Source organism: Flavobacterium shii, assembly GCF_025847235.1.
GTDB classification, from domain to species: Bacteria; Bacteroidota; Bacteroidia; order Flavobacteriales; family Flavobacteriaceae; genus Flavobacterium; species Flavobacterium shii.
In genome coordinates, this window is the sequence record NZ_JAOZEW010000002.1 from 159,912 (window position 1) to 179,185 (window position 19,274).

The 19,274-nt window shown below is 33.3% G+C and carries 19 protein-coding genes; 6 read left to right on the top strand and 13 right to left on the bottom strand.

The annotated features are described in order from the left end of the window. Positions 1–4: 4 nt before the first annotated feature. The gene (locus OIU83_RS02805; RefSeq protein WP_264204753.1) at positions 5–757 is read right to left on the bottom strand and encodes a hypothetical protein; all 753 of its coding nucleotides are present in this window, start codon (positions 755–757) and stop codon (positions 5–7) included. Positions 758–850: 93 nt separating this feature from the next. Further along, positions 851–1,579, bottom strand: a complete 729-nt coding sequence (locus OIU83_RS02810; protein WP_264204754.1) for a hypothetical protein — start codon at positions 1,577–1,579, stop codon at positions 851–853. 382 nt (positions 1,580–1,961) lie between these two features. Here OIU83_RS02810 and lysS point away from each other — a divergent pair, with 382 nt between their 5' ends. The 3 genes from lysS to OIU83_RS02825 all read left to right on the top strand — a co-directional run bounded on the left by lysS (position 1,962) and on the right by OIU83_RS02825 (position 4,635). Next, positions 1,962–3,662, top strand: coding sequence for a lysine--tRNA ligase (gene lysS / locus OIU83_RS02815; RefSeq protein ID WP_264204755.1), 1,701 nt, complete (start codon positions 1,962–1,964; stop codon positions 3,660–3,662). Between the two features lie 107 nt (positions 3,663–3,769). Beyond that, positions 3,770–4,459, top strand: coding sequence for a hypothetical protein (locus tag OIU83_RS02820; RefSeq protein ID WP_264204756.1), 690 nt, complete (start codon positions 3,770–3,772; stop codon positions 4,457–4,459). Between the two features lie 26 nt (positions 4,460–4,485). Further along, positions 4,486–4,635, top strand: a complete 150-nt coding sequence (locus tag OIU83_RS02825; RefSeq protein ID WP_264204757.1) for a hypothetical protein — start codon at positions 4,486–4,488, stop codon at positions 4,633–4,635. 561 nt (positions 4,636–5,196) lie between these two features. Here the strand turns inward: OIU83_RS02825 and OIU83_RS02830 are convergent. The 7 genes from OIU83_RS02830 to OIU83_RS02860 all read right to left on the bottom strand — a co-directional run bounded on the left by OIU83_RS02830 (position 5,197) and on the right by OIU83_RS02860 (position 12,476). Continuing rightward, complete coding sequence (locus OIU83_RS02830; RefSeq protein WP_264204758.1) at positions 5,197–6,222, bottom strand: 2-hydroxyacid dehydrogenase; 1,026 nt, start codon at positions 6,220–6,222, stop codon at positions 5,197–5,199. A gap of 121 nt (positions 6,223–6,343) precedes the next feature. Beyond that, a complete protein-coding gene (locus OIU83_RS02835) occupies positions 6,344–7,276 on the bottom strand; it encodes a glycerophosphodiester phosphodiesterase family protein (RefSeq protein WP_264204759.1) in 933 nt (310 codons plus the stop codon). Between the two features lie 192 nt (positions 7,277–7,468). Continuing rightward, positions 7,469–8,395, bottom strand: coding sequence for a DUF4274 domain-containing protein (locus OIU83_RS02840; protein ID WP_264204760.1), 927 nt, complete (start codon positions 8,393–8,395; stop codon positions 7,469–7,471). A 183-nt stretch (positions 8,396–8,578) separates the two neighbouring features. Then, the gene (locus OIU83_RS02845) at positions 8,579–9,538 is read right to left on the bottom strand and encodes a transporter (RefSeq protein WP_264204761.1); all 960 of its coding nucleotides are present in this window, start codon (positions 9,536–9,538) and stop codon (positions 8,579–8,581) included. A gap of 463 nt (positions 9,539–10,001) precedes the next feature. Then, a complete protein-coding gene (locus OIU83_RS02850) occupies positions 10,002–11,039 on the bottom strand; it encodes a cytochrome-c peroxidase (protein ID WP_264204762.1) in 1,038 nt (345 codons plus the stop codon). A gap of 153 nt (positions 11,040–11,192) precedes the next feature. Beyond that, positions 11,193–11,993 carry an MbnP family protein gene (locus OIU83_RS02855; RefSeq protein ID WP_264204763.1) on the bottom strand — a complete coding sequence of 267 codons (801 nt, stop codon included), beginning with the start codon at positions 11,991–11,993 and terminating at the stop codon, positions 11,193–11,195. Between the two features lie 117 nt (positions 11,994–12,110). Beyond that, positions 12,111–12,476, bottom strand: coding sequence for a hypothetical protein (locus OIU83_RS02860; protein WP_264204764.1), 366 nt, complete (start codon positions 12,474–12,476; stop codon positions 12,111–12,113). A gap of 137 nt (positions 12,477–12,613) precedes the next feature. Between OIU83_RS02860 and OIU83_RS02865 the strand changes: the two genes are divergently transcribed. Further along, positions 12,614–13,051, top strand: a complete 438-nt coding sequence (locus tag OIU83_RS02865) for a hypothetical protein (RefSeq protein ID WP_264204765.1) — start codon at positions 12,614–12,616, stop codon at positions 13,049–13,051. Between the two features lie 89 nt (positions 13,052–13,140). Here the strand turns inward: OIU83_RS02865 and hemL are convergent, their stop codons facing one another. The 4 genes from hemL to OIU83_RS02885 form a co-directional block, all read right to left on the bottom strand. Continuing rightward, entirely contained in the window at positions 13,141–14,427 is a 1,287-nt protein-coding gene (hemL, locus tag OIU83_RS02870) for a glutamate-1-semialdehyde 2,1-aminomutase (protein ID WP_264204766.1), read from the bottom strand. A 136-nt stretch (positions 14,428–14,563) separates the two neighbouring features. Continuing rightward, entirely contained in the window at positions 14,564–15,445 is an 882-nt protein-coding gene (locus tag OIU83_RS02875) for a glucosaminidase domain-containing protein (RefSeq protein WP_264204767.1), read from the bottom strand. Continuing rightward, complete coding sequence (locus OIU83_RS02880) at positions 15,438–16,334, bottom strand: 1-aminocyclopropane-1-carboxylate deaminase/D-cysteine desulfhydrase (RefSeq protein WP_264204768.1); 897 nt, start codon at positions 16,332–16,334, stop codon at positions 15,438–15,440. Before OIU83_RS02880 ends, OIU83_RS02875 begins: the two co-directional genes overlap by 8 nt. Before the next feature lie 14 nt (positions 16,335–16,348). Further along, on the bottom strand, positions 16,349–16,678 hold the full coding sequence (locus OIU83_RS02885; RefSeq protein WP_264204769.1) for a hypothetical protein: 330 nt from the start codon (positions 16,676–16,678) through the stop codon (positions 16,349–16,351). A gap of 116 nt (positions 16,679–16,794) precedes the next feature. Between OIU83_RS02885 and OIU83_RS02890 the strand changes: the two genes are divergently transcribed. Together OIU83_RS02890 and OIU83_RS02895 are read left to right on the top strand one after the other, a co-directional pair. Beyond that, positions 16,795–16,971, top strand: a complete 177-nt coding sequence (locus OIU83_RS02890; RefSeq protein WP_165571403.1) for a DUF5522 domain-containing protein — start codon at positions 16,795–16,797, stop codon at positions 16,969–16,971. Positions 16,972–17,290: 319 nt separating this feature from the next. Beyond that, the gene (locus tag OIU83_RS02895) at positions 17,291–19,267 is read left to right on the top strand and encodes a urocanate hydratase (protein WP_264204770.1); all 1,977 of its coding nucleotides are present in this window, start codon (positions 17,291–17,293) and stop codon (positions 19,265–19,267) included. The last annotated feature ends 7 nt before the right edge of the window (positions 19,268–19,274 follow it).

Below are 19,274 nucleotides of genomic sequence, written 5' to 3' on the forward strand. Positions count from 1 at the left end.
TGTATTATTTTTCAAACTCTACCTCAAGTCCCATTTTAGTTGGATTTTCCATATAATCTGTAAATGGATATTGTATCGTTATTGTTTTTCTGTCTTCGCTAAACATAGCATCTGCATTAGAAACTTTCTTTACTTTTTTAGGAAAACGATATTTTATAATATAAGTCGAAGAAGCAAAAATCATTTTATACATTCCTAATGAATCTTCTACAGGTTTATTAGTTTCTTTTGAATTTAAGGTAACCTTACGATTAAACTTTTTTCCATCGTAGCTAAAACTTACTGTACTATTATTACTAAAATCCCCATCAAAAGGCATCTTGTTATCTGGAGATTTACTCTTTTCGATATTCTGAAGCGTACTCATGGTTTTCATCATATCCTGCAATTCACTTACGCTTTTAAAATTCGTTTTTAAATCAAGTAAAAGTTGCTTTTGTTCTACATTCATTTTCATATGAACTACAAAATTTTCTAGTTTTTCTAATTCTTTTTTCGCTTCGGGAGAAAGTTTTGCAATACTATCTTTCTTGTTCTTGAACATTTCTTTGAATGCAAAAGTAGAATCTATACTTTTTGTTGCATCACCAACCTCGTTTCCTAGTTGCTGCCCTGCCATTGCCATAAGTGCAGAACCATCCATATCTAACGAAAATTTACCAGACCCATTATCTGTAACATCAATATTTTCTGTAAAAGTGCAACTTGTTAATGTCGCTATTAAAAGGGAAAGACTAAAGAATTTGATTAATTTCATGTGTAGATTATATTTTTTCTCAAAGATACGAAGTCTATTTAAAAAAATAGCTGCAAAGGTAGTAAGATGTAAAGTCCCTATGCATCAAGATTTCTATTCTAAAACAACTTCTAGATTTGTACTTTCAGGATTCATTAAACAATCAGAAAGCAGGAATGTAAGTGTTACTGATTTCTTGTCTGAGCTAAGAATTGCTGCTGAATTAGAAACCAACTTTATCTTACGAGGAAAATTATATTTGAGCGTATAAGTTTGCGTGAAATTCAGGATGTTGAATTTAGATTTAAAATGATCCATTTGTCTTTTATTCTTCTCAATTTCAGCTTCATTAATAACCTTTACCGCTCTTTTAAAAATAGCTCCATCAAAACTATATTTTATATCAAAAAAATGACTTTCTGCCGTAAGTGCATAATTGTTTTCAAGATCATTTGCATAATCTTCGGTATTATATAAGTTAGGAACAGCATCTATTTTGGTAAAAGAAAATGTAATAATAGTTTTAAATTCCTTATCAAAAGAACTCATTCTTGCATTCACTTTTGCATTGGCATATTTCTGGAACAACTGCTGTTCTGGTCGTGTATATTTTAAAAACGTTTCGTTATATTTTGTAATAAAATCTCGAAAAACATAGGTGGTATCTTGAAACTTTTCTTCTTTGGAATATTTTTCTCCCATCAAAAGCATATAACTATGTTCGTCTCTAAACTGTATTGTTTCGATAGTTCCGCTACCGTCTTCGTTTAAATGTATTGTTTCGGTAACTTGACAGCTTGTAAAAAATATTGCGAGTAAAAGGAAGGAGAAATAATTTTTCATTTAAAAGGCTTAGAATTTAAAATGCTAATGTAAACAAGTTTTGTAAGAAAAAGTTATCTCGCAAAGTTTCACAAAGAAAGCCACAAAGAATCACAAAGTTTTTATTTCACGCTGATTTGAAAGATTTCAGCTGATTTAATCATACACACGTTGTCCTCCTGAGGCGGAGTCGAAGGATTACTCGTTATTAAACCAATTACTTCTAGAGACGACGCATGTTTTACACACAACCCGAGTCTTTGTTTCTTTGTCCCTCTGTTCCTTTGTTCCTAAGAGAAGAGAATTGAAATACAATAAATTGCTGCTACAAAAAATCTAAAACCTGCATTCTAAAATCTACATTCTTTTCTTTATCTTTGCACTCTTATAAAAAAAGCGCAAAATGGCATTATCAGAACAAGAAATTATCCGAAGAGAGAAACTTCAAAACTTACGCAACTTAGGAATCAATCCTTATCCAGCGAATCTTTTTCCTGTAAATCATACTTCTAAGCAAATTAAGGAGTCTTTTGAAGAAGGTAAGAAGGTTATTGTTGCGGGACGTTTGATGAGTGTTCGTGATCAGGGAAAAGCTTGTTTTGCTGAATTGCAAGATAGCGAAGGACGTTTGCAATTATACGTGAATCGTGATGTTTTGTGTGAAGGAGATGATAAAACTTTATACAATACTGTATTTAAAAAATTAACTGATTTAGGTGATTTTATTGGTATCGAAGGGGAATTGTTTACTACAAAAGTTGGTGCACAATGTGTACGTGTAGATGGATTTACTTTCTTGAGTAAAACATTGCGTCCGTTACCTTTACCTAAAGTTGACGAAGACGGAAATGTACACGATGCATTTAATGATGCTGAATTACGTTACAGAATGCGTTATGTAGATTTAACGGTTAATCAACAAGTTAAAGAAACCTTTATTAAGCGTACGAAATTGTTTACCGCTATGCGTAACTATTTTAATGATGCAGGTTATCTTGAAGTTGAAACTCCAATTTTACAATCAATTGCAGGTGGTGCTTCGGCAAGACCTTTTATCACACATCATAATTCGCTTGATATTCCGCTTTACATGCGTATTGCAAACGAATTGTATTTAAAAAGATTAATTGTTGGTGGTTTTGAAGGTGTTTATGAATTCTCTAAAAACTTCAGAAATGAAGGTATGGACAGAACACATAATCCTGAATTTACCGCAATGGAAATATATGTAGCCTATAAAGACTACAACTGGATGATGGAATTTGCTGAAGGTTTACTTGAGCATTGTGCTATTGCAGTAAACGGAACTAGCGAAGTTACTTTTGGCGAACACCAAATTAACTTTAAAGCGCCTTATGCTCGTGTTACTATGACAGATTCTATCAAATATTTTACTGGTTTTGATATTTCTGGAAAAACGGAAGAAGAGTTGTTTGATGCTGCAAGAGGAATGGGAATTGAGGTAGATAAAACAATGGGGAAAGGAAAACTGATTGATGAAATTTTTGGAGCAAAATGCGAAGGAAATTACATTCAGCCAACTTTCATCACAGATTACCCTAAAGAAATGTCACCTTTATGTAAAGAGCACCGTGATAATCCTGAACTTACTGAACGTTTTGAGTTAATGGTTTGTGGTAAAGAAATAGCAAATGCTTATTCTGAATTAAATGACCCAATTGACCAACGTGAGCGTTTTGAAGATCAAATGCGTTTGTCTGAAAAAGGAGATGATGAAGCAAATGGTATTATCGACGAAGATTTCTTAAGAGCGCTGGAATATGGTATGCCTCCAACATCTGGAATGGGTATCGGAATGGATCGTTTGATTATGTACTTAACAAACAATGCATCTATACAAGAAGTATTATTGTTCCCACAAATGCGTCCTGAGAAAAAACAAACTATTGAATTATCTGATGAAGAGAAATTTATCTTGGATTTATTGAAAGGAAATGAAAATAAAATGGATCTTCAGCAATTAAAAATTACTGCTAATTTAAGTGGTAAAAAATGGGATGCGTCTATGAAAAACTTATCTAAACACGGTTTGACAAAAGTTGCTGTTGAAGGCGAATTCAAATTTGTGGAATTGGTTGGGTAACCACTTTTCATACTTATAATACACAAATCTGCTCTTCGGGGCAGATTTTTTTTGTTCTATATTTGTCTAAAAATGACTAACTTTTAAAATATACTTTATGTCTGAGTTTGAATTTATTTTATAAATATATCCCCGTAATATTAGCATTTCTTGGATCTTTTTCAGCAATCTATTTAGCTAGCTACAAAAAAATAAGAGAGATAGAAGCTGATTTAAAACACATTAGAGAATTTAAACAAATTGATCTTGAATATAAAAGAGCAGAATTTATTTATACTCAAAAACATAATGGGTATGAGAATCTACTAAAAATAATAAGCAAATATTCAAAAGAAACACATGATCTCATTTTTGAAGATTTTTTACTTACTGTTTTTGAATTTAATTCTGAAAAAAACAAGTCATATAACAATGAACTTGAATCTACTAGCGAACTTGAATTATTTTATGAAAAATTTCAAGAAAATTTTAGTTCCATATCAAAAAAATATAATGATTTATATCATTTATTAAATATAGAGATTCAACCTTCAATATTAAATTCATCTGATGAAGTATATGAATTAATTGAGAATGTAAAAAACAATTATAATTCAATTTTTAAAAAGTTTACAAATGACTTTCTTCCTAAATTTACGACATTAACTTTGGAAGAAATGGAAAAACACAATTCTGAAATAAAAGATTTTTCTGAAAAGTATCATTTATCATTTAATCAACTCAAAACTCAAATGAGAAAAGAAATAAAGGAAGAACAAGAAAAAATTAATAAAACAATACCAAGACTAAATTCATAACTACAACTTGATTAAACCTTATTTTAATGGATAATTTAAAAAAGCATAATAAACCAAGATTAGAATTTTATCAATTAAGCATACAAGAAATTACTTCCATAGAGAAAAGTGAAGAAGATATAAAATACGGTAGACTTATTTCGCAAGAAGATTTGGACAAGGAGGATTTGGAATAGCTAACAAAACAATAGTCTGGACTCACTCTGCTGTACTTCAAAGAAGAAAAACATTAAGCTATTGAACAAAACGAAATAAATCAACAACTTACTCAAAAAAATTTATCCTTGAGATTTCTCAAAGAGTTAAGTTTCTAGTTAACAATCCTGAAGTTTATATTGCCACTAATTTTATCGATATAAGGACTTCGCCTTTGGGTCATTATAACATTTTACACAAGACAACTAAAAATAAACTAATTGTAATTGCATTTTGGGATAACTGTCAGAATCCAAAAATGTTAGATAAAATTCTAATTAAACAATAAAAAAAGAGCTTCATAATTGGAGGGCACTGAAAAAGTCCCCCTTTCTGAAAAACCTCAAAAAAAGCTATTAAATAAGGCTTTGATTTTTTTTAAATTCTTTTTTAGTCAAATTTGATTTTCTGCGACTAAAAAGGCTTTATAATAATTAAAAAAGGTCGAAAACATAGTGTTTTCGACCTTTTTTGATTATTTCCATTTTACTCATTCGAAGTACTTTTTCAGTGCCCTCCAATTATGAAGCTCTTTTTTGTTACTAAACCAGCAAAGCCAATTTATTTTCGATATCTTTTCTTATCAGTAATTCTTTAATATTATTATAAGTTACAAGTACAATTTGTGTTAGCGCTTCACTCGTAAAGAAAGCCTGATGCGCTGTTACCAATACATTAGGAAAACTCATTAATCGCTGGATTACATCGTCTTTTATAATGTCTTCGGAAAGATCTCTGAAAAACAATTTTTCTTCCTGTTCATACACATCAATACCTAAATAGCCGACTTTACCATCTTTAAGCGCTTCAATAACACTTGTTGTTTCTATTAATCCGCCACGGCTTGTATTAATAATCATAACACTCTTTTTCATTAGAGTTAGTGAGTTTTTATTTATAATGTGCTTTGTTTTTTCGTTTAAAGGACAATGCAACGAAATGATATCACTTTCTTTAAAAACAGTATCTAAATCGGGAAAAACAACTCCGTCTTTTTCCATTTCGGGATTTTTCACTATATCATAAGCAAGAATTCTACAGCCAAAACCTTTTCCTATTTTGGAAAACGCCTTCCCAATGTTCCCCGTTCCAATTATACCAATTGTTTTACCATGCAAATCAAATCCTAATAATCCATTCAGGGAGAAATTCTGTTCACGAACCCTATTATACGCTTTATGAGTTTTACGATTCAGTGTCAAGATCATTGCCATTGCATGTTCGGCAACAGCTTCGGGTGAATAAGCGGGAACACGACATACATGAATTCCGTATTTCTTTGCAGCTTCCAGATTTACATTATTAAACCCCGCGCAACGTAAAGCGATAATCTTCACGCTTTTTTCTGCTAATTGCTTTATCACAATTTCATCTACGATATCATTTACAAAAACACAGATAATATTTGAATCCTGAATTAAACTTACGGTATGCTTATTTAGTTGTGTTTCGAAAAATTCCAAATCAAATCCAAACTCACAATTATGTCTGTTAAAGAAAGTTTTATCATAAGGCTGAGCCGAGAAAAACGTTATCTTATTCATACCTGCTACTCTATCTAAATACATATCTTGCTTCTTTAAAATTAGAACCTCCGAACACTTACTTGTTTATCCCTTAAAATTAAACAATTAATCGCAAAGTAAATTTATGAGCCAAAAAAAAGAGCTTCAAATGAAGCTCTTTTTTTTATTTTATTTTCTGAATCACGATATGTTTGGACTTTAATTTTTTATCGGTTGCATATTTTAATAACTGCTTCCCAGCTTCTACATTACGATCAGAAGAAAGTACATTGGCACCATTCTCAACTAGTTTATAATATAGTTCATCACCTTTAGCAGCAGCACTTTTATCAAGATTCCCCATAGTCCCTAGAATACAAGAAATTTTTCGACTGTGTAAATATTCATACACTTCTGGTTTTGGTTCAGAAGTACCTACAAAAGCAATCATTTTATTGGCTTTTACACCTAATTTCTCCATACGTTCCACATCTTCTTTTCCTCTTGCCGAAACCGAAATCATTAAATCTGGCGCCAGTTTAGCAATCTCAGCAGCCTGAGTTGCAGTATAGGTAATAATTACCGAATAAGCTTCTGCTTTATTTCTTCTTACTGCATCAATAATCATTTGCGCTGGTACTCCTTTTTTAATATCCAGATTATAAATTACTTTATCTTTCCCCCATTGTAAAAGTTGGTCTAGAGTTTCGATTTTATAAGGCGTGACTTTCCCCTCGGTATCTTTTAAGAAAAATTGTTGTAATTCTTTATAGGTATATCCTTCGATTACTCCTGTTCCTGTAGTCGTTCTGTCCAATGTGTTATCATGCATCATTACCAGAATCGAATCTTTACTCAATGCAATATCTGTCTCTACAATCGTAGGATTATATTTTATCGAATTGGCAAATGTTGGTGTACAATTCTCAGGAAACCCTTTTGTTGGTCCACCACGGTGCGCGCTTACCAACGGAATTGTCTTTTTAGAATAATTTAAAAACTGCTGTAATTCTTTAGAAGTTTTAAACTTTAATAAGTATTCATTTTCCTGGGCAAAACCAAAGTTAAAAATGAAAGAAACCAAAACTACAAACCACAAATTTTTATTCTTAAGCATATTATATTTTATTAAAATTGGACTGTAAAATTAAGCATTTCCAATTATGTTAGACATTATTAAAAGTGAAATTATTTTAACCATATAATTAATTTAAGTAAATATAAGTGCGACTTAATCAGCCTAAACTTAAATGGACTTACATTACTTATATGGTTAACTTTTTATTACAATCTTAAATCCATATAACCCTCAATTATTTTGTTCTCTAAATTTCAAATGATCTGTACTAAAAAGTAAACCAATACCACTGTATGGATCTCTTTTTAAATCATGAAAATTATTTACTCCAGCCAAATCTTTATATAAATTAGAAATTATTGAACCTGGCTGAAACCCATCTATTGTGTGTCTTATAATCGTATCGGCAAGACAAGTTAGTTCTTTTGTTGAGTTGGTTATACCTATATTATTCCCTGTTTCCCAATCCCAGATTATCCAATCCCAATCGTATTTTTTATAAATGCAATCCATCCATAAATAAGATAGATTATTAATTTTCACCTTCCCTAATTCCTTTCCTTTCCAATATTCAACACTTTCTATTATTGCTTGTATTGCAGCATCGGCTTGATCATAAACAAAGTCTGGATTTGAAATATGAATAATTTTTATTGCGTCTTTTATCTTAGTATCGATTGTTTTTAATTCCTTTTCATTCGGCATTCTTAAAAAAGCAAATTCAATATCCTGGCGCTCAAAAACAATTCCTCCTGATTCCTCAAGCATTTCCTTAGGAATACATTTTGTATTAGATTTTTCGTCAACAAATTCCTCTTTTGGGTTAAAAGAAAATTTTTCATCTTCATAAAAACCAGTACAATATTTCTCCTCGATTTCTTTTAGCAGTTTATAACTCTCATAGCTTATATCCTCTTTTATTTCATCTTCATTTTTAAACTTGCAAAAATAATCAGGCTGTAGTAACCAATATAAACACAGAGCCGTTCCTTTGTCGCAAAACTTTTGCTTAACAATCCAATTAAAAGGTTCGATTCCGTCATCATAATTCCAATGTTGCACAAACTGATGCAACTCTGGAGCAGTTAATTTCTTATAAGACATCTCGCCATTTACGGCTTTAAGAACGCGGTTTTTATTTTTCTTATTGAACTCCATTTTATCTCTTAATACTATCTATTTTAATTTTTCGATATCTACACAAATTTAAAAACCTATTTATACAAAACCATCAAGACAACATAAAATTTTCGTTTACTATCACACATAAAAAAACTTCTATATCAACAAACTGTTAGTTCATTAACATAGAAGTCTCCAAGAAACATTCTTAATCTTAATTTACAAAGTATAATTAAGATTTACACTCCAGCGGTAATTAGCTTCCATTGCTCCCCTAGATAAATTCTGGTTTATAGGAAGCATTGCATTTACACCAACAGAGAATTTATCTTTCCCAACCTCGAGGCCAAATTTACCAAAAAGGATATCTCCCGCAGTATTTGGCAAGTCCAATCCATGTTGCTTATTTGTAGCATAAACTTCCCCTGCAAAACCCAATTGCGGAACTAGTTGTACTGATGGTAAATCGAACAAATAAAAGAACGTTCCCGCATAATTAAACTGATTTCCATATTGATATTTCTGATCATTTTCGGTTTTAATAACGTAATTCAGCATTGTATTTAGTCCTAAATTCTTTCTTTTAATTACATATTCCGAAACCAATAAATAATCCCAACTTCCTGTACCTAATTGAAAACTTTTATTAACTGTCCCTAGATTATTGGCTTCGTTAAACTTTCCTGTAGGCATTTTTACACCTCCGCCAAGTTCTATTTTATGTGTAAAAACAGCACTGTCTTTTTGAGTTTCAAAGATGGTATAAAGTCCCATTACCGAAATATCTCCCAATCCCGAAATACTCTCGGTTCCAGTTTCCAATGTACGATTATGAAAATGATACGGAACCAATGCCGAAATCTGGATTCTCTTGCTAACTGGAATACGTGCCCAAGCCTGAACCGTATTAAAATTCTCATCTATCCAGGGTGAGTTGGCAAAAATCCCATCGCGACTTGTATAACTTTGGTGAAAGTAACGCACACCAACAAAATTGGTATTTAACATCGAGCTAAAACCCATGCTTCCACCACTTGCCGAACAACCGCAAGCATCGCAATCAAAATCTTCCATCATTGCCATGCGCTGGAAAGTAAAGCTCGAAATACTATCTTTTACTGTTATACCAAAAGTTAGATTACAAACTAAAACCAAACTTAAAACTATTATTTTTTTCATTGTATTATTTTTTTTAGGAGCTATTCCCGCTTTCCGCTACAAGCTTTTCTTAAAATCCCTTTTTTCTATACGTTTACACAGTTTCCGCTGGTCACTTTGTAAACCCAAGAAAAATAAGGGCTTTTCTCAAAAAGGCTTTGCACTACAATCGGGGCTAAGACTCCTATTTTCATTATATTATTTATTCCTATCCTAACAGGTTTTAAAAACCTGTTAGGTATTTCCATATTGATTATCATATCCAAAAGGTTAGCAAAACATAACCATAATCGTTAAGTTTTAAAGTCTTGAATTGCCCCTCCTGCTTTAGCTGGAGTCAATTCAAAAATGAGAAGAGTATTTACATAAACTACCTTCATTAATACAACTTAAACTATTCCAATCACTCATATTTTTAAAAAACTCTTAAGTATCTTCACATTAATTATCATACCTACAAGGTTTCAAAAACTTTGTAGAAAACCTAAAACTCCGAGAATCGCTTGTCAGTCAAAAATTGATGATCGGTTAGTGTTTTCAAGAATGCGATTATTTGTTTTTTATCCGTTTCCGAAAGTTCTATTCCGAATTTTCCATTTTGTCTCAGGATTGGATCTAGTGTTGCCGATGCTTCTATTCCGCTAGCATAATGATCGAGAACAGCTTCCAGTGTTCCAAATCTTCCGTCATGCATATAGGGAGCCGAAACTTCTACATTTCGCAAACTTTGTACTTTAAACTTATAATAATCACTAGCCAATTCGGTTACTTTATAGCGTCCCACATCGTTTACTTTAGGATTTACGGCAAGACCATTATTCCTAAACGAATCGTCGGTCATTAAATCGGTTGCATGGCACGAAGCACATTTGGAATTAAACAAGGCGTATCCTGCCAATTCATCGGTTGTAAGGGTTCCACCTGATTCCTGACGACGGTATTTATCAAAACGAGAGTTGGATGAGGTTGCCATTACCATAAATTGCGAAAGTGCTTTTAGCATATTCTCGGTAGTTATAGCACCATCGGTAAAAGCCTGTCCGAATAATGTTCGGTACGTTTTATCACCTCGCATCATTTCAAGAATAGCATTTAGATTACCATTCATTTCGATATCACTCGTTAACGGAATTATTGGCTGTAGATCCAAATGGTTGGTTACACCATCGTACATAAAAGTAGTTTGGTACGCCAGGTTCTGGATTGGCGGTGCATTTCTTGTCCCCAAGGCATCACCAACACCGTGACTCACTGTGTGTCCGTGGTGTGTAAATGCATTTTCCTGAATGTGGCAAAATCCGCAGGAAACAATCCCATCGGATGCTAAACGCCCGTCGTAGAATAATTTTCTACCGAGTTCAAACCCTTTTTCTGTTGGCGGGTTTAAAGTAATATCATAAACCAAAGCCGGAAAATTTGATGGCACTTTAAAATCTAAAGGCACATTTATATATTCATCATCCTGATCACTACAACTATATAATAACGGAATCAGAACCCAAAGAAAATATTTTATCCTCATGGTTTCTAAATTTTAAAAGAAGCACAAAAGCTCATTCTTAGCCCCGATTGCAGCGGTATCCTTTTTTATTTTTTTTCAAAATAAAAAAGATAAAGCAAAAAGCGGGACGAGAGTTACTTATGAAAAATAACTTTTGTGCTCCTAAAAATGAAATTAATCGTTGTGTACGTGATCTACTCTAAACATTGTTGCTACGTTGGCAGTAATTAAAGGCAAAGCAGCTCCACCCATAATCATCGCACCCATTCCGCTAGTGTTGTAGTCTGTAAGTTTGATTTTATTAGGTCCGTCAAGAATCTTAGACAAATCGGTAATGATATGTACATCTGGGTTAATATTGGTTCTCACCAAAGCTTTTGTAGGGAAATCAAGTGTTACTTCGGTATAGTTATAATCGGTCCCAGTTTGCCCTGTGTGAATCATAAACGGAACCGCTGTTGTAACGGTTGGTGAAGTAAAATTGCCCTCAAGAGCAAAGAATTTATATCCTGCAGTCCAGTTCCACAACATCCCAGCTGCTTGTGCTTGTGCCAGAAAATCTCCTTGTCCGGTTGCCCCCAATTGCCATTGTGCCTTATCTACTCCGATTCCGAATTTTACTTTTACGTAATCTCCCGCAGGAATATCCGAAAGCTCAAAGTCTTGTCCCGCCTTAGTTGATTCATCGGCAATAAAATAGCTTTTTTCTTTTGGATACGTAAATATCGTTCCGTCCGCCTTTGTAAGCACTACATTACTAACGATGTATTTAACTGTAGTAATTTTTAGAATCTCATTGTTCGATGTTTTATTTCCTTGTGTTTGCAGTATTAAATCGTTTGATCCAAAAGCATTGTCAAATTCTAATGTAATTTTCCCTGATCCTGAAGCCTGATCGTCATTATCGCTTGAACATGCTGAAATTGTAGCAGTTAGAACTAAAATAGCTACTACTTTATATAATATTTTTTTCATTTTTGAGTTATATTCTTTATCTTTAATAAGTTTTTTTAAAATAGTATATGCATACGCTTACCTCAAATGACGAGAGTCAAATGAAATAGCAGACACAAAAGTGTTTTAATTAAAAATTTAAGAAATACTCGCAGGCGGGTGAAAAAACAAATCGGCATTAAGATGCGAATACAAATTAGCGTAAGCCGCATTGATTTGTAATTTATTATTGTTTGGGTAAAATTGTAGTGTAAACACAATAGTTGGCTCAACCATTAAATCGACTTTATCCAGAAAGGTATTTTTTTTATCAGATGAAGATGGCTTCTCGGCATCGGCAGCTTTGGCCAATTCCTTCATCAAATGACACTTTCCATTACAATGCATAATCGGCTTTGCTTTGTTCTCACAAAGGACTGTCGAAATGTAATCATAATTGACTATATATTCTATAACCGGGAATACTGGTTTTAGAAAAATAGCAAGAATCAATATGAAGACCATTTTTTTCACGTTGCGAATTTAAGAAACAAAATCTATTTTATCATCTGTTAAATAAATTATAATTAAAAAAAGCACATTAAACCTATTGATTTTATCAATGTCTAACATTAACAATAACCATTTAAAATTAAACAATTATGAAAAAATTATTTATCGCTGCTTTATTATTCGTAGGAATGGTAAGCTTTGCTCAAGACGCTACTACAACAACCTCTAAACCTCAAAGAGAAAGACTGACTCCTGAACAACGAAATGAAAAACATTTAAAAAAATTAACAACTGAGCTAAATCTAACTGCTACACAGCAAACCCAAGTTGGGAAATTATTAGCCGACAGAAGTGCTAAAGCTGAAAAGTACATGGAAGCCAGAAAAGCTAGAAAAGACAGTAATGCAAAACCAACTGCCGAAGAAAAAGCTGCTCTTAAAAAAGAAATGATGGATGAAAAAGCAGCAAACGATGCTCAAATGAAATCTATCCTAAATGCCGACCAGTACAAAAAATGGACTGCAATACAAGAAGAGAACAAAGACAAGTTTAAAGAAAAAATGAAAGACAAAAAAAGCAACCAATAAAATACATAAAAAAACTTCCAGCGTTCAAAACTGGAAGTTTTTTTTAAGCCATAACAGGCTTAATTTCTTAATGGTAAAATTTATTTAATCTAGAAAGTTTTAGAAACTTTATCAATTGCCTGAATTGTAAAGTCTAAATCTTCGTATGTTAATGCATCTGTGATAAACCATGTTTCGTATGCCGAAGGAGCAATATATATTCCTTCATTTAACAATCCGTGGAAGAATTTCTTGAACGTTTCGTTATCTCCATTCGCAGCACTTTTAAAATCTGTTACTGGAGCGGCATCAAAATGTACCGAAATCATCGATCCTACTCTATTAATTGTAAAAACTACATTATTAGCTTTAAGAACTCTGTCAATTCCAGCTTCTAGATAAGCCGTTTTCTCGTCCAAACGAGTAAAAATAGCACGGTCATTATCTAACGCTTGTAACATTGCTAATCCTGCTGCCATTGCCAACGGATTTCCTGATAATGTTCCCGCTTGATAAACTGGTCCTATTGGTGCTAAGTAATTCATGATTTCTGCACGAGCAGCAAATGCTCCTACTGGTAAACCACCACCGATTACTTTACCAAATGTTACGATATCTGCCTTGATATTAAATAATTCCTGAACTCCACCACGTGCAAGTCTAAATCCAGTCATAACCTCATCAAAGATCAATAGTATTCCGTTTTCTGTGCATAATTCGCGTAAGCCTTCTAAGAATCCTTTATTTGGCGGAATACAACCCATATTTCCCGCAACAGGTTCTATGATAATGGCTGCAATTTCGTTTTTGTTAGCGTTAATTAATGTCGCTACATTTTCCAGATCATTGTATTTTGCCAGCAAAGTATCTTTTGCCGTTCCTTCTGTAACTCCTGGACTATTCGGACTCCCAAAAGTAACAGCACCACTACCAGCCTGAATCAAAAATGAATCGGAATGCCCGTGGTAACAACCTGCAAATTTTATAATTTTATCTCTCTTTGTAAATCCTCTTGCCAAACGTATTGCGCTCATACAAGCCTCAGTTCCTGAGTTTACAAAACGAATTTTATCTATATTTGGAACCATCGAAACTGCCAAAGCTGCGATTTGCGTTTCCAATTCTGTTGGCATCCCAAAAGAGGTTCCTAATTTGGCTTTCTCAATTACAGCATCAACAACTGGAGCGTATGCATGGCCTAAAACCATTGGTCCCCATGAATTGATATAATCTATCAATTTGTTTCCGTCTTCATCATATAAATAAGCTCCTTTGGCGCTTTTTACAAAAATTGGAGTTCCTCCTACTGCTTTAAATGCTCTTACAGGCGAATTTACACCACCCGGAATTACTTTTTCTGCTTCAGCAAAAAGCTGACTGCTTCTTTGATATATCATTATTAATTTTAAATTTTAGAGTTCTGATTTTAGATTACACTATTAGGTTTAAATCTTCATCTATTATAACTCATTAAAAAATATTTTTTTTTGGATTTGTTTTTCTTTCGAAAATACTTGAATTTTTATTGGAATCCTACTTCACAATTAACTTCTGTCCGATGGAAAGAGTGTTATCAGCAAGATTATTTTTTTGTCTTAAATCATCAACAAGCACGTTGAATTTTTTTGAAATAGAATACAATGTATCTCCTTTTTGGACTTCGTACAAAGGAAGATTACCTGCATTATTATTATTTGTTGTACTAGGTTTTGTCACAACGACCGTTGTAGTTTTTTCTATTACTACATAATCTTTACCCATAGCTATGTTATCGTATTGGTGTAATTCATAACGCTCAATATAACTAATTAACTTTTCGGGATATTTAGGATCTGTAGCATATCCGGCTGCTCTTAATCCTTTTGCCCATGCTTTATAATCTCCTTTTTCGTAAGTAAACAAGGTAGCATATCGACTTTTTCCTGTTAGGAATAAAGCATGATCGCGAAACGATTCCGATGGTTCTTTATATTTTCTAAAACATTCTTGGGCCGAATCATCATCATGACGAACACTTTCTCCAACCCAATCTTTATGACATTTTATTCCAAAATGATTATTTGCCGAAAGAGCTAAATCTCCTTTTCCAGCTCCTGATTCTAAAATTCCTTGCGCCAAAATAATACTTGCAGGAATCCCGTAGTTTTTCATATTACCCATTGCAATATCTTTATACTGCAAGATATAATCACTAATTAAGGTATTGGTAACAACCGTTTTGGAAGTCGACTCGATAACTTCGCTCGTAGTATTTACTGTTGGTTTGGTATAAGTTGGCTTTTTCTTCGTCTGGATTGCTACTCTTTGTCTTTGTTGGGTAGTAGCTGCCTTTTTGGTTGTTGCAATAGCTGGTTTGCTAGCCGAACAACCTATTAGACTTATTGTTATTAAGAGTAGTAGTGTTTTTTTAAACATCGCTTTTAATTATTGGTAAATTTTTATTCCTCAGCTTCATATTCATTCCTTTTATTCCTTGCAATCCTCCTGTATGAATCAACAGAATTTTTGAATTTTCGGGAAAATATTTTTTCATTATTAAATCTATAACGCCAAAAACCATCTTTCCTGTATAAATTGGGTCTAAAGGCACTTGATTTTCATCAAAAAACTGATTAATAAAGGTAATTAATTCCAAATTTACTTTGCCATAACCGCCAAAATGATAATCTGTAATCAATTTCCAATTTTCATTCTTTGCAAAAATACGAATTTCATCTTTTAAAAAGTCCCCTTTTAACGCTGGAAACCCTAAAACTTTTTGATTTGGTAAAGCACTATTAATAATTCCCGCAATTGTTCCACCAGTTCCTACTGCACAACATACATAATCAAACACTGAATCTTCAGGCGTTAAAATCTCCTCACAACCTCGAACTGCTAATTCATTTGTTCCTCCTTCGGGTACAAGATAAAAGTCTCCAAACTCTTGTTTTAGATTATCCAAAAAGTCTTTTTCGCTTTTAAGACGATAGTCCTCTCTGGAAACAAACTCCAATTGCATTCCGTTTTCCTGAGCAAATTTTAAAGTTGGATTCCCTTCGATTTTATCGATAAGTTCATCGCCACGGATAATCCCGATGGTTTTAAATCCGCTTTCTTTTCCTGCATAAGCCACAGCGGCAATATGATTGGAAAATGCCCCACCAAATGTGAGTAACGTTTCTTGATTTTCGGCTTTCGCCTGAAGTAAATTGTATTTTAGCTTTCGGTACTTATTTCCTGAAATAAAAGGATGAATTAAATCTTCTCTTTTAATTGTAAGTGAAATATTACTGGGAAAAACGGTATGGTTTTTTTGATTCAAGATCTAATTTATTTTTAATTTAAATATTGTACAAATCGAAAGAATGGTCTGTTTTTCAGATAATCTATATTCGTTTCATTTCGATAGGCTTCTCTTTCGAAACTAATGTTCTGGTAGGCTAGACTTGCATTTTTATATTGAAATAAACGCACCACATATTCTATTAAATACCAAAGAAAAAATGGCACTATCAATAACTCCAATTGTTGGCGTAAATGTATTTTTTCATGATTAACAAAAACCTGATTCTTTTTGTCCGAAGGATATTTTACCAATACAAACGGAAACACAGCCATTCCTCGATATCCTTTCGGAATTAAATATTTAGCAATAATCAAAAACATTCGCTGTAAAATTTATAAATTTGTAGTAGTAAATTACTTCTATACAAAGAAAATCATAATCAATTGAATTTACTTAAAATTAAACATAAAAATAGCATTTTGCCTGATTCAGAATTATGAACGAACAAAATAAGGAAAATAAATTAATTGAAGGCGAAGATTTTTATTATACCCCCGAAGGATACAAATGTTTCACCGAAAAACACCATCTAAAAAGAGGATATTGTTGCAAAAGTGGATGTCGCCACTGTCCTTATGGATATGATAAAAAAACAGGAGAAATAAGAAAATAGATTGCTAGTCAATTAGAAAATGTGCCAATTTGAAAATTAGATAATTATCTTTAAACGAATTCTTGAATCTTTAAATACGAAATATGGATATCTGCTCTCAAAAATATAGGATTACAATCCACAAATCCTATCATAGGTCGGATATTCGGTATCCCTAGTTATTAATTTAGAAAAATGATTATTCAATTTTAGACTATTTCGGTTATTCGAAAGTCTAAAAAATTACAATTAAAAAATCCCATTAATGGATTCTTTAGATTACTTAGTTTGTAGAAATCTAAGAAGTCTAAAAATCCAATAATCTAACAATCTAAAAAAAATGACTTTCCAAGAACAAATTCAACAAGGAATTCCATCAATATTACCTCCAAAGGCAACCTACGATTTGGCTATAAATCACGCACCAAAACGTAAAGCGATCCTTTCGGCTGAAGAAAAAAAACTAGCCTTAAAAAATGCATTACGTTATTTTGAACCACAACACCATGCGGAATTAATAACCGAATTTTCGGAAGAATTAGAACAATACGGACGTATTTATATGTACCGCTTTCGTCCGGATTACAGAATGTATGCCAGACCTATTAGCGAATATCCTGGAAAATCGGAGCAAGCAAAAGCGATTATGCTAATGATTCAGAACAATCTGGATTATGCTGTAGCGCAACACCCACACGAATTAATTACTTATGGTGGTAACGGAGCTGTTTTCCAGAACTGGGCGCAATACTTGCTTACAATGCAATATTTGTCGGAAATGACAAATGAACAAACGCTTACCATGTATTCTGGACACCCGATGGGTTTATTCCCTTCGCATCCCGAAGCTCCACGTGTAGTTGTAACTAACGGAATGGTTATACCGAATTATTCTAAACCGGATGATTGGGAGAAAATGAACGCGCTTGGGGTTTCTCAATATGGGCAAATGACTGCGGGAAGTTACATGTACATTGGACCACAAGGAATCGTACACGGAACGACAATTACGGTATTAAATGGTTTTAGAAAAATAAAACTAAATCCTGAAGGGAACTTATTTGTTACTTCTGGATTAGGCGGAATGAGTGGTGCTCAACCTAAAGCTGGAAATATTGCAGGTTGTATCACTGTTTGTGCCGAAGTAAATCCTAAAATCACAAAAATCCGTCATGAACAAGGTTGGATCAATGAGATTGTAGAAGACCTTGACGAATTGGTAAAAAGAGTTGCTTTGGCGAAAGCCAACAAAGAAGTGGTTTCTATTGCTTATTTAGGAAACATAGTAGATGTTTGGGAGAAATTCGATCAAGAAAACATTAAGATTGATTTAGGTTCTGATCAAACTTCATTACATAATCCTTGGGCTGGTGGGTATTATCCTGTTGGAATTACCTTTGAAGCTGCCAATGAAATGATGGCAAATAATCCTGAGTTGTTCAAAGAGAAAGTACAGGAAACACTTCGTCGTCATGCCGATGCTATAAATAAACACACTGCCAAAGGAACTTATTTCTTTGATTACGGAAATGCTTTCTTACTAGAAGCTTCTCGTGCAGGTGCTCAGGTAATGGCCGAAAACAATATCGATTTTAAATATCCTAGTTACGTTCAGGATATCATGGGTCCTATGTGTTTTGATTACGGATTTGGTCCTTTTAGATGGGTTTGTACCTCTGGAAAACCAGAAGATTTACAAAAAACAGACACTATTGCTTCTCAAGTTTTAGAAGAAATGGCAAAAACTGCACCCGATGAAATTCAGCAACAAATGCAGGATAATATCAAATGGATAAAAGGTGCCCAAGAAAATAAACTGGTTGTAGGATCTCAGGCACGTATTTTATATGCCGATGCCGAAGGTCGTATAAAAATTGCCGAAGCTTTTAATCAAGCTATTGCCAAAGGCGAAATTGGACTAGTCGTTTTAGGTCGTGATCATCATGATGTTTCGGGAACAGATTCTCCTTACAGAGAAACTTCAAACATTTATGACGGATCAAGATATACAGCCGATATGGCAATACAAAATGTCATTGGTGACAGCTTCAGAGGAGCAACCTGGGTATCTATACATAATGGCGGTGGCGTAGGCTGGGGAGAGGTTATAAACGGTGGTTTTGGTATGGTTCTTGATGGATCTAAGGAGGCATCAAGACGTTTAGCATCAATGCTTTTCTGGGATGTAAACAATGGAATTTCAAGAAGAAGTTGGGCACGTAATGATGAAGCAATTTTTGCAATAAAAAGAGCTATGAACACGCAACCTTTATTGAAAGTGACCATCCCTAATATAGTTGACGAAAAATTATTCTAAATTAAAG

What these genes read in the sequence shown, in the direction of transcription:
- hemL (WP_264204766.1), bottom strand. Translation starts at nt 14,427, where the DNA reads ATGATATATCAAAGAAGCAGTCAGCTTTTTGCTGAAGCAGAAAAAGTA.
- OIU83_RS02825 (WP_264204757.1), top strand. Translation starts at nt 4,486, where the DNA reads ATGGATAATTTAAAAAAGCATAATAAACCAAGATTAGAATTTTATCAA.
- OIU83_RS02890 (WP_165571403.1), top strand. Translation starts at nt 16,795, where the DNA reads ATGAACGAACAAAATAAGGAAAATAAATTAATTGAAGGCGAAGATTTT.
- OIU83_RS02810 (WP_264204754.1), bottom strand. Translation starts at nt 1,579, where the DNA reads ATGAAAAATTATTTCTCCTTCCTTTTACTCGCAATATTTTTTACAAGC.
- OIU83_RS02805 (WP_264204753.1), bottom strand. Translation starts at nt 757, where the DNA reads ATGAAATTAATCAAATTCTTTAGTCTTTCCCTTTTAATAGCGACATTA.
- OIU83_RS02885 (WP_264204769.1), bottom strand. Translation starts at nt 16,678, where the DNA reads ATGTTTTTGATTATTGCTAAATATTTAATTCCGAAAGGATATCGAGGA.
- OIU83_RS02855 (WP_264204763.1), bottom strand. Translation starts at nt 11,993, where the DNA reads ATGAAAAAAATATTATATAAAGTAGTAGCTATTTTAGTTCTAACTGCT.
- lysS (WP_264204755.1), top strand. Translation starts at nt 1,962, where the DNA reads ATGGCATTATCAGAACAAGAAATTATCCGAAGAGAGAAACTTCAAAAC.
- OIU83_RS02845 (WP_264204761.1), bottom strand. Translation starts at nt 9,538, where the DNA reads ATGAAAAAAATAATAGTTTTAAGTTTGGTTTTAGTTTGTAATCTAACT.
- OIU83_RS02835 (WP_264204759.1), bottom strand. Translation starts at nt 7,276, where the DNA reads ATGCTTAAGAATAAAAATTTGTGGTTTGTAGTTTTGGTTTCTTTCATT.
- OIU83_RS02840 (WP_264204760.1), bottom strand. Translation starts at nt 8,395, where the DNA reads ATGGAGTTCAATAAGAAAAATAAAAACCGCGTTCTTAAAGCCGTAAAT.
- OIU83_RS02895 (WP_264204770.1), top strand. Translation starts at nt 17,291, where the DNA reads ATGACTTTCCAAGAACAAATTCAACAAGGAATTCCATCAATATTACCT.
- OIU83_RS02875 (WP_264204767.1), bottom strand. Translation starts at nt 15,445, where the DNA reads ATGTTTAAAAAAACACTACTACTCTTAATAACAATAAGTCTAATAGGT.
- OIU83_RS02850 (WP_264204762.1), bottom strand. Translation starts at nt 11,039, where the DNA reads ATGAGGATAAAATATTTTCTTTGGGTTCTGATTCCGTTATTATATAGT.
- OIU83_RS02830 (WP_264204758.1), bottom strand. Translation starts at nt 6,222, where the DNA reads ATGTATTTAGATAGAGTAGCAGGTATGAATAAGATAACGTTTTTCTCG.
- OIU83_RS02865 (WP_264204765.1), top strand. Translation starts at nt 12,614, where the DNA reads ATGAAAAAATTATTTATCGCTGCTTTATTATTCGTAGGAATGGTAAGC.
- OIU83_RS02860 (WP_264204764.1), bottom strand. Translation starts at nt 12,476, where the DNA reads ATGGTCTTCATATTGATTCTTGCTATTTTTCTAAAACCAGTATTCCCG.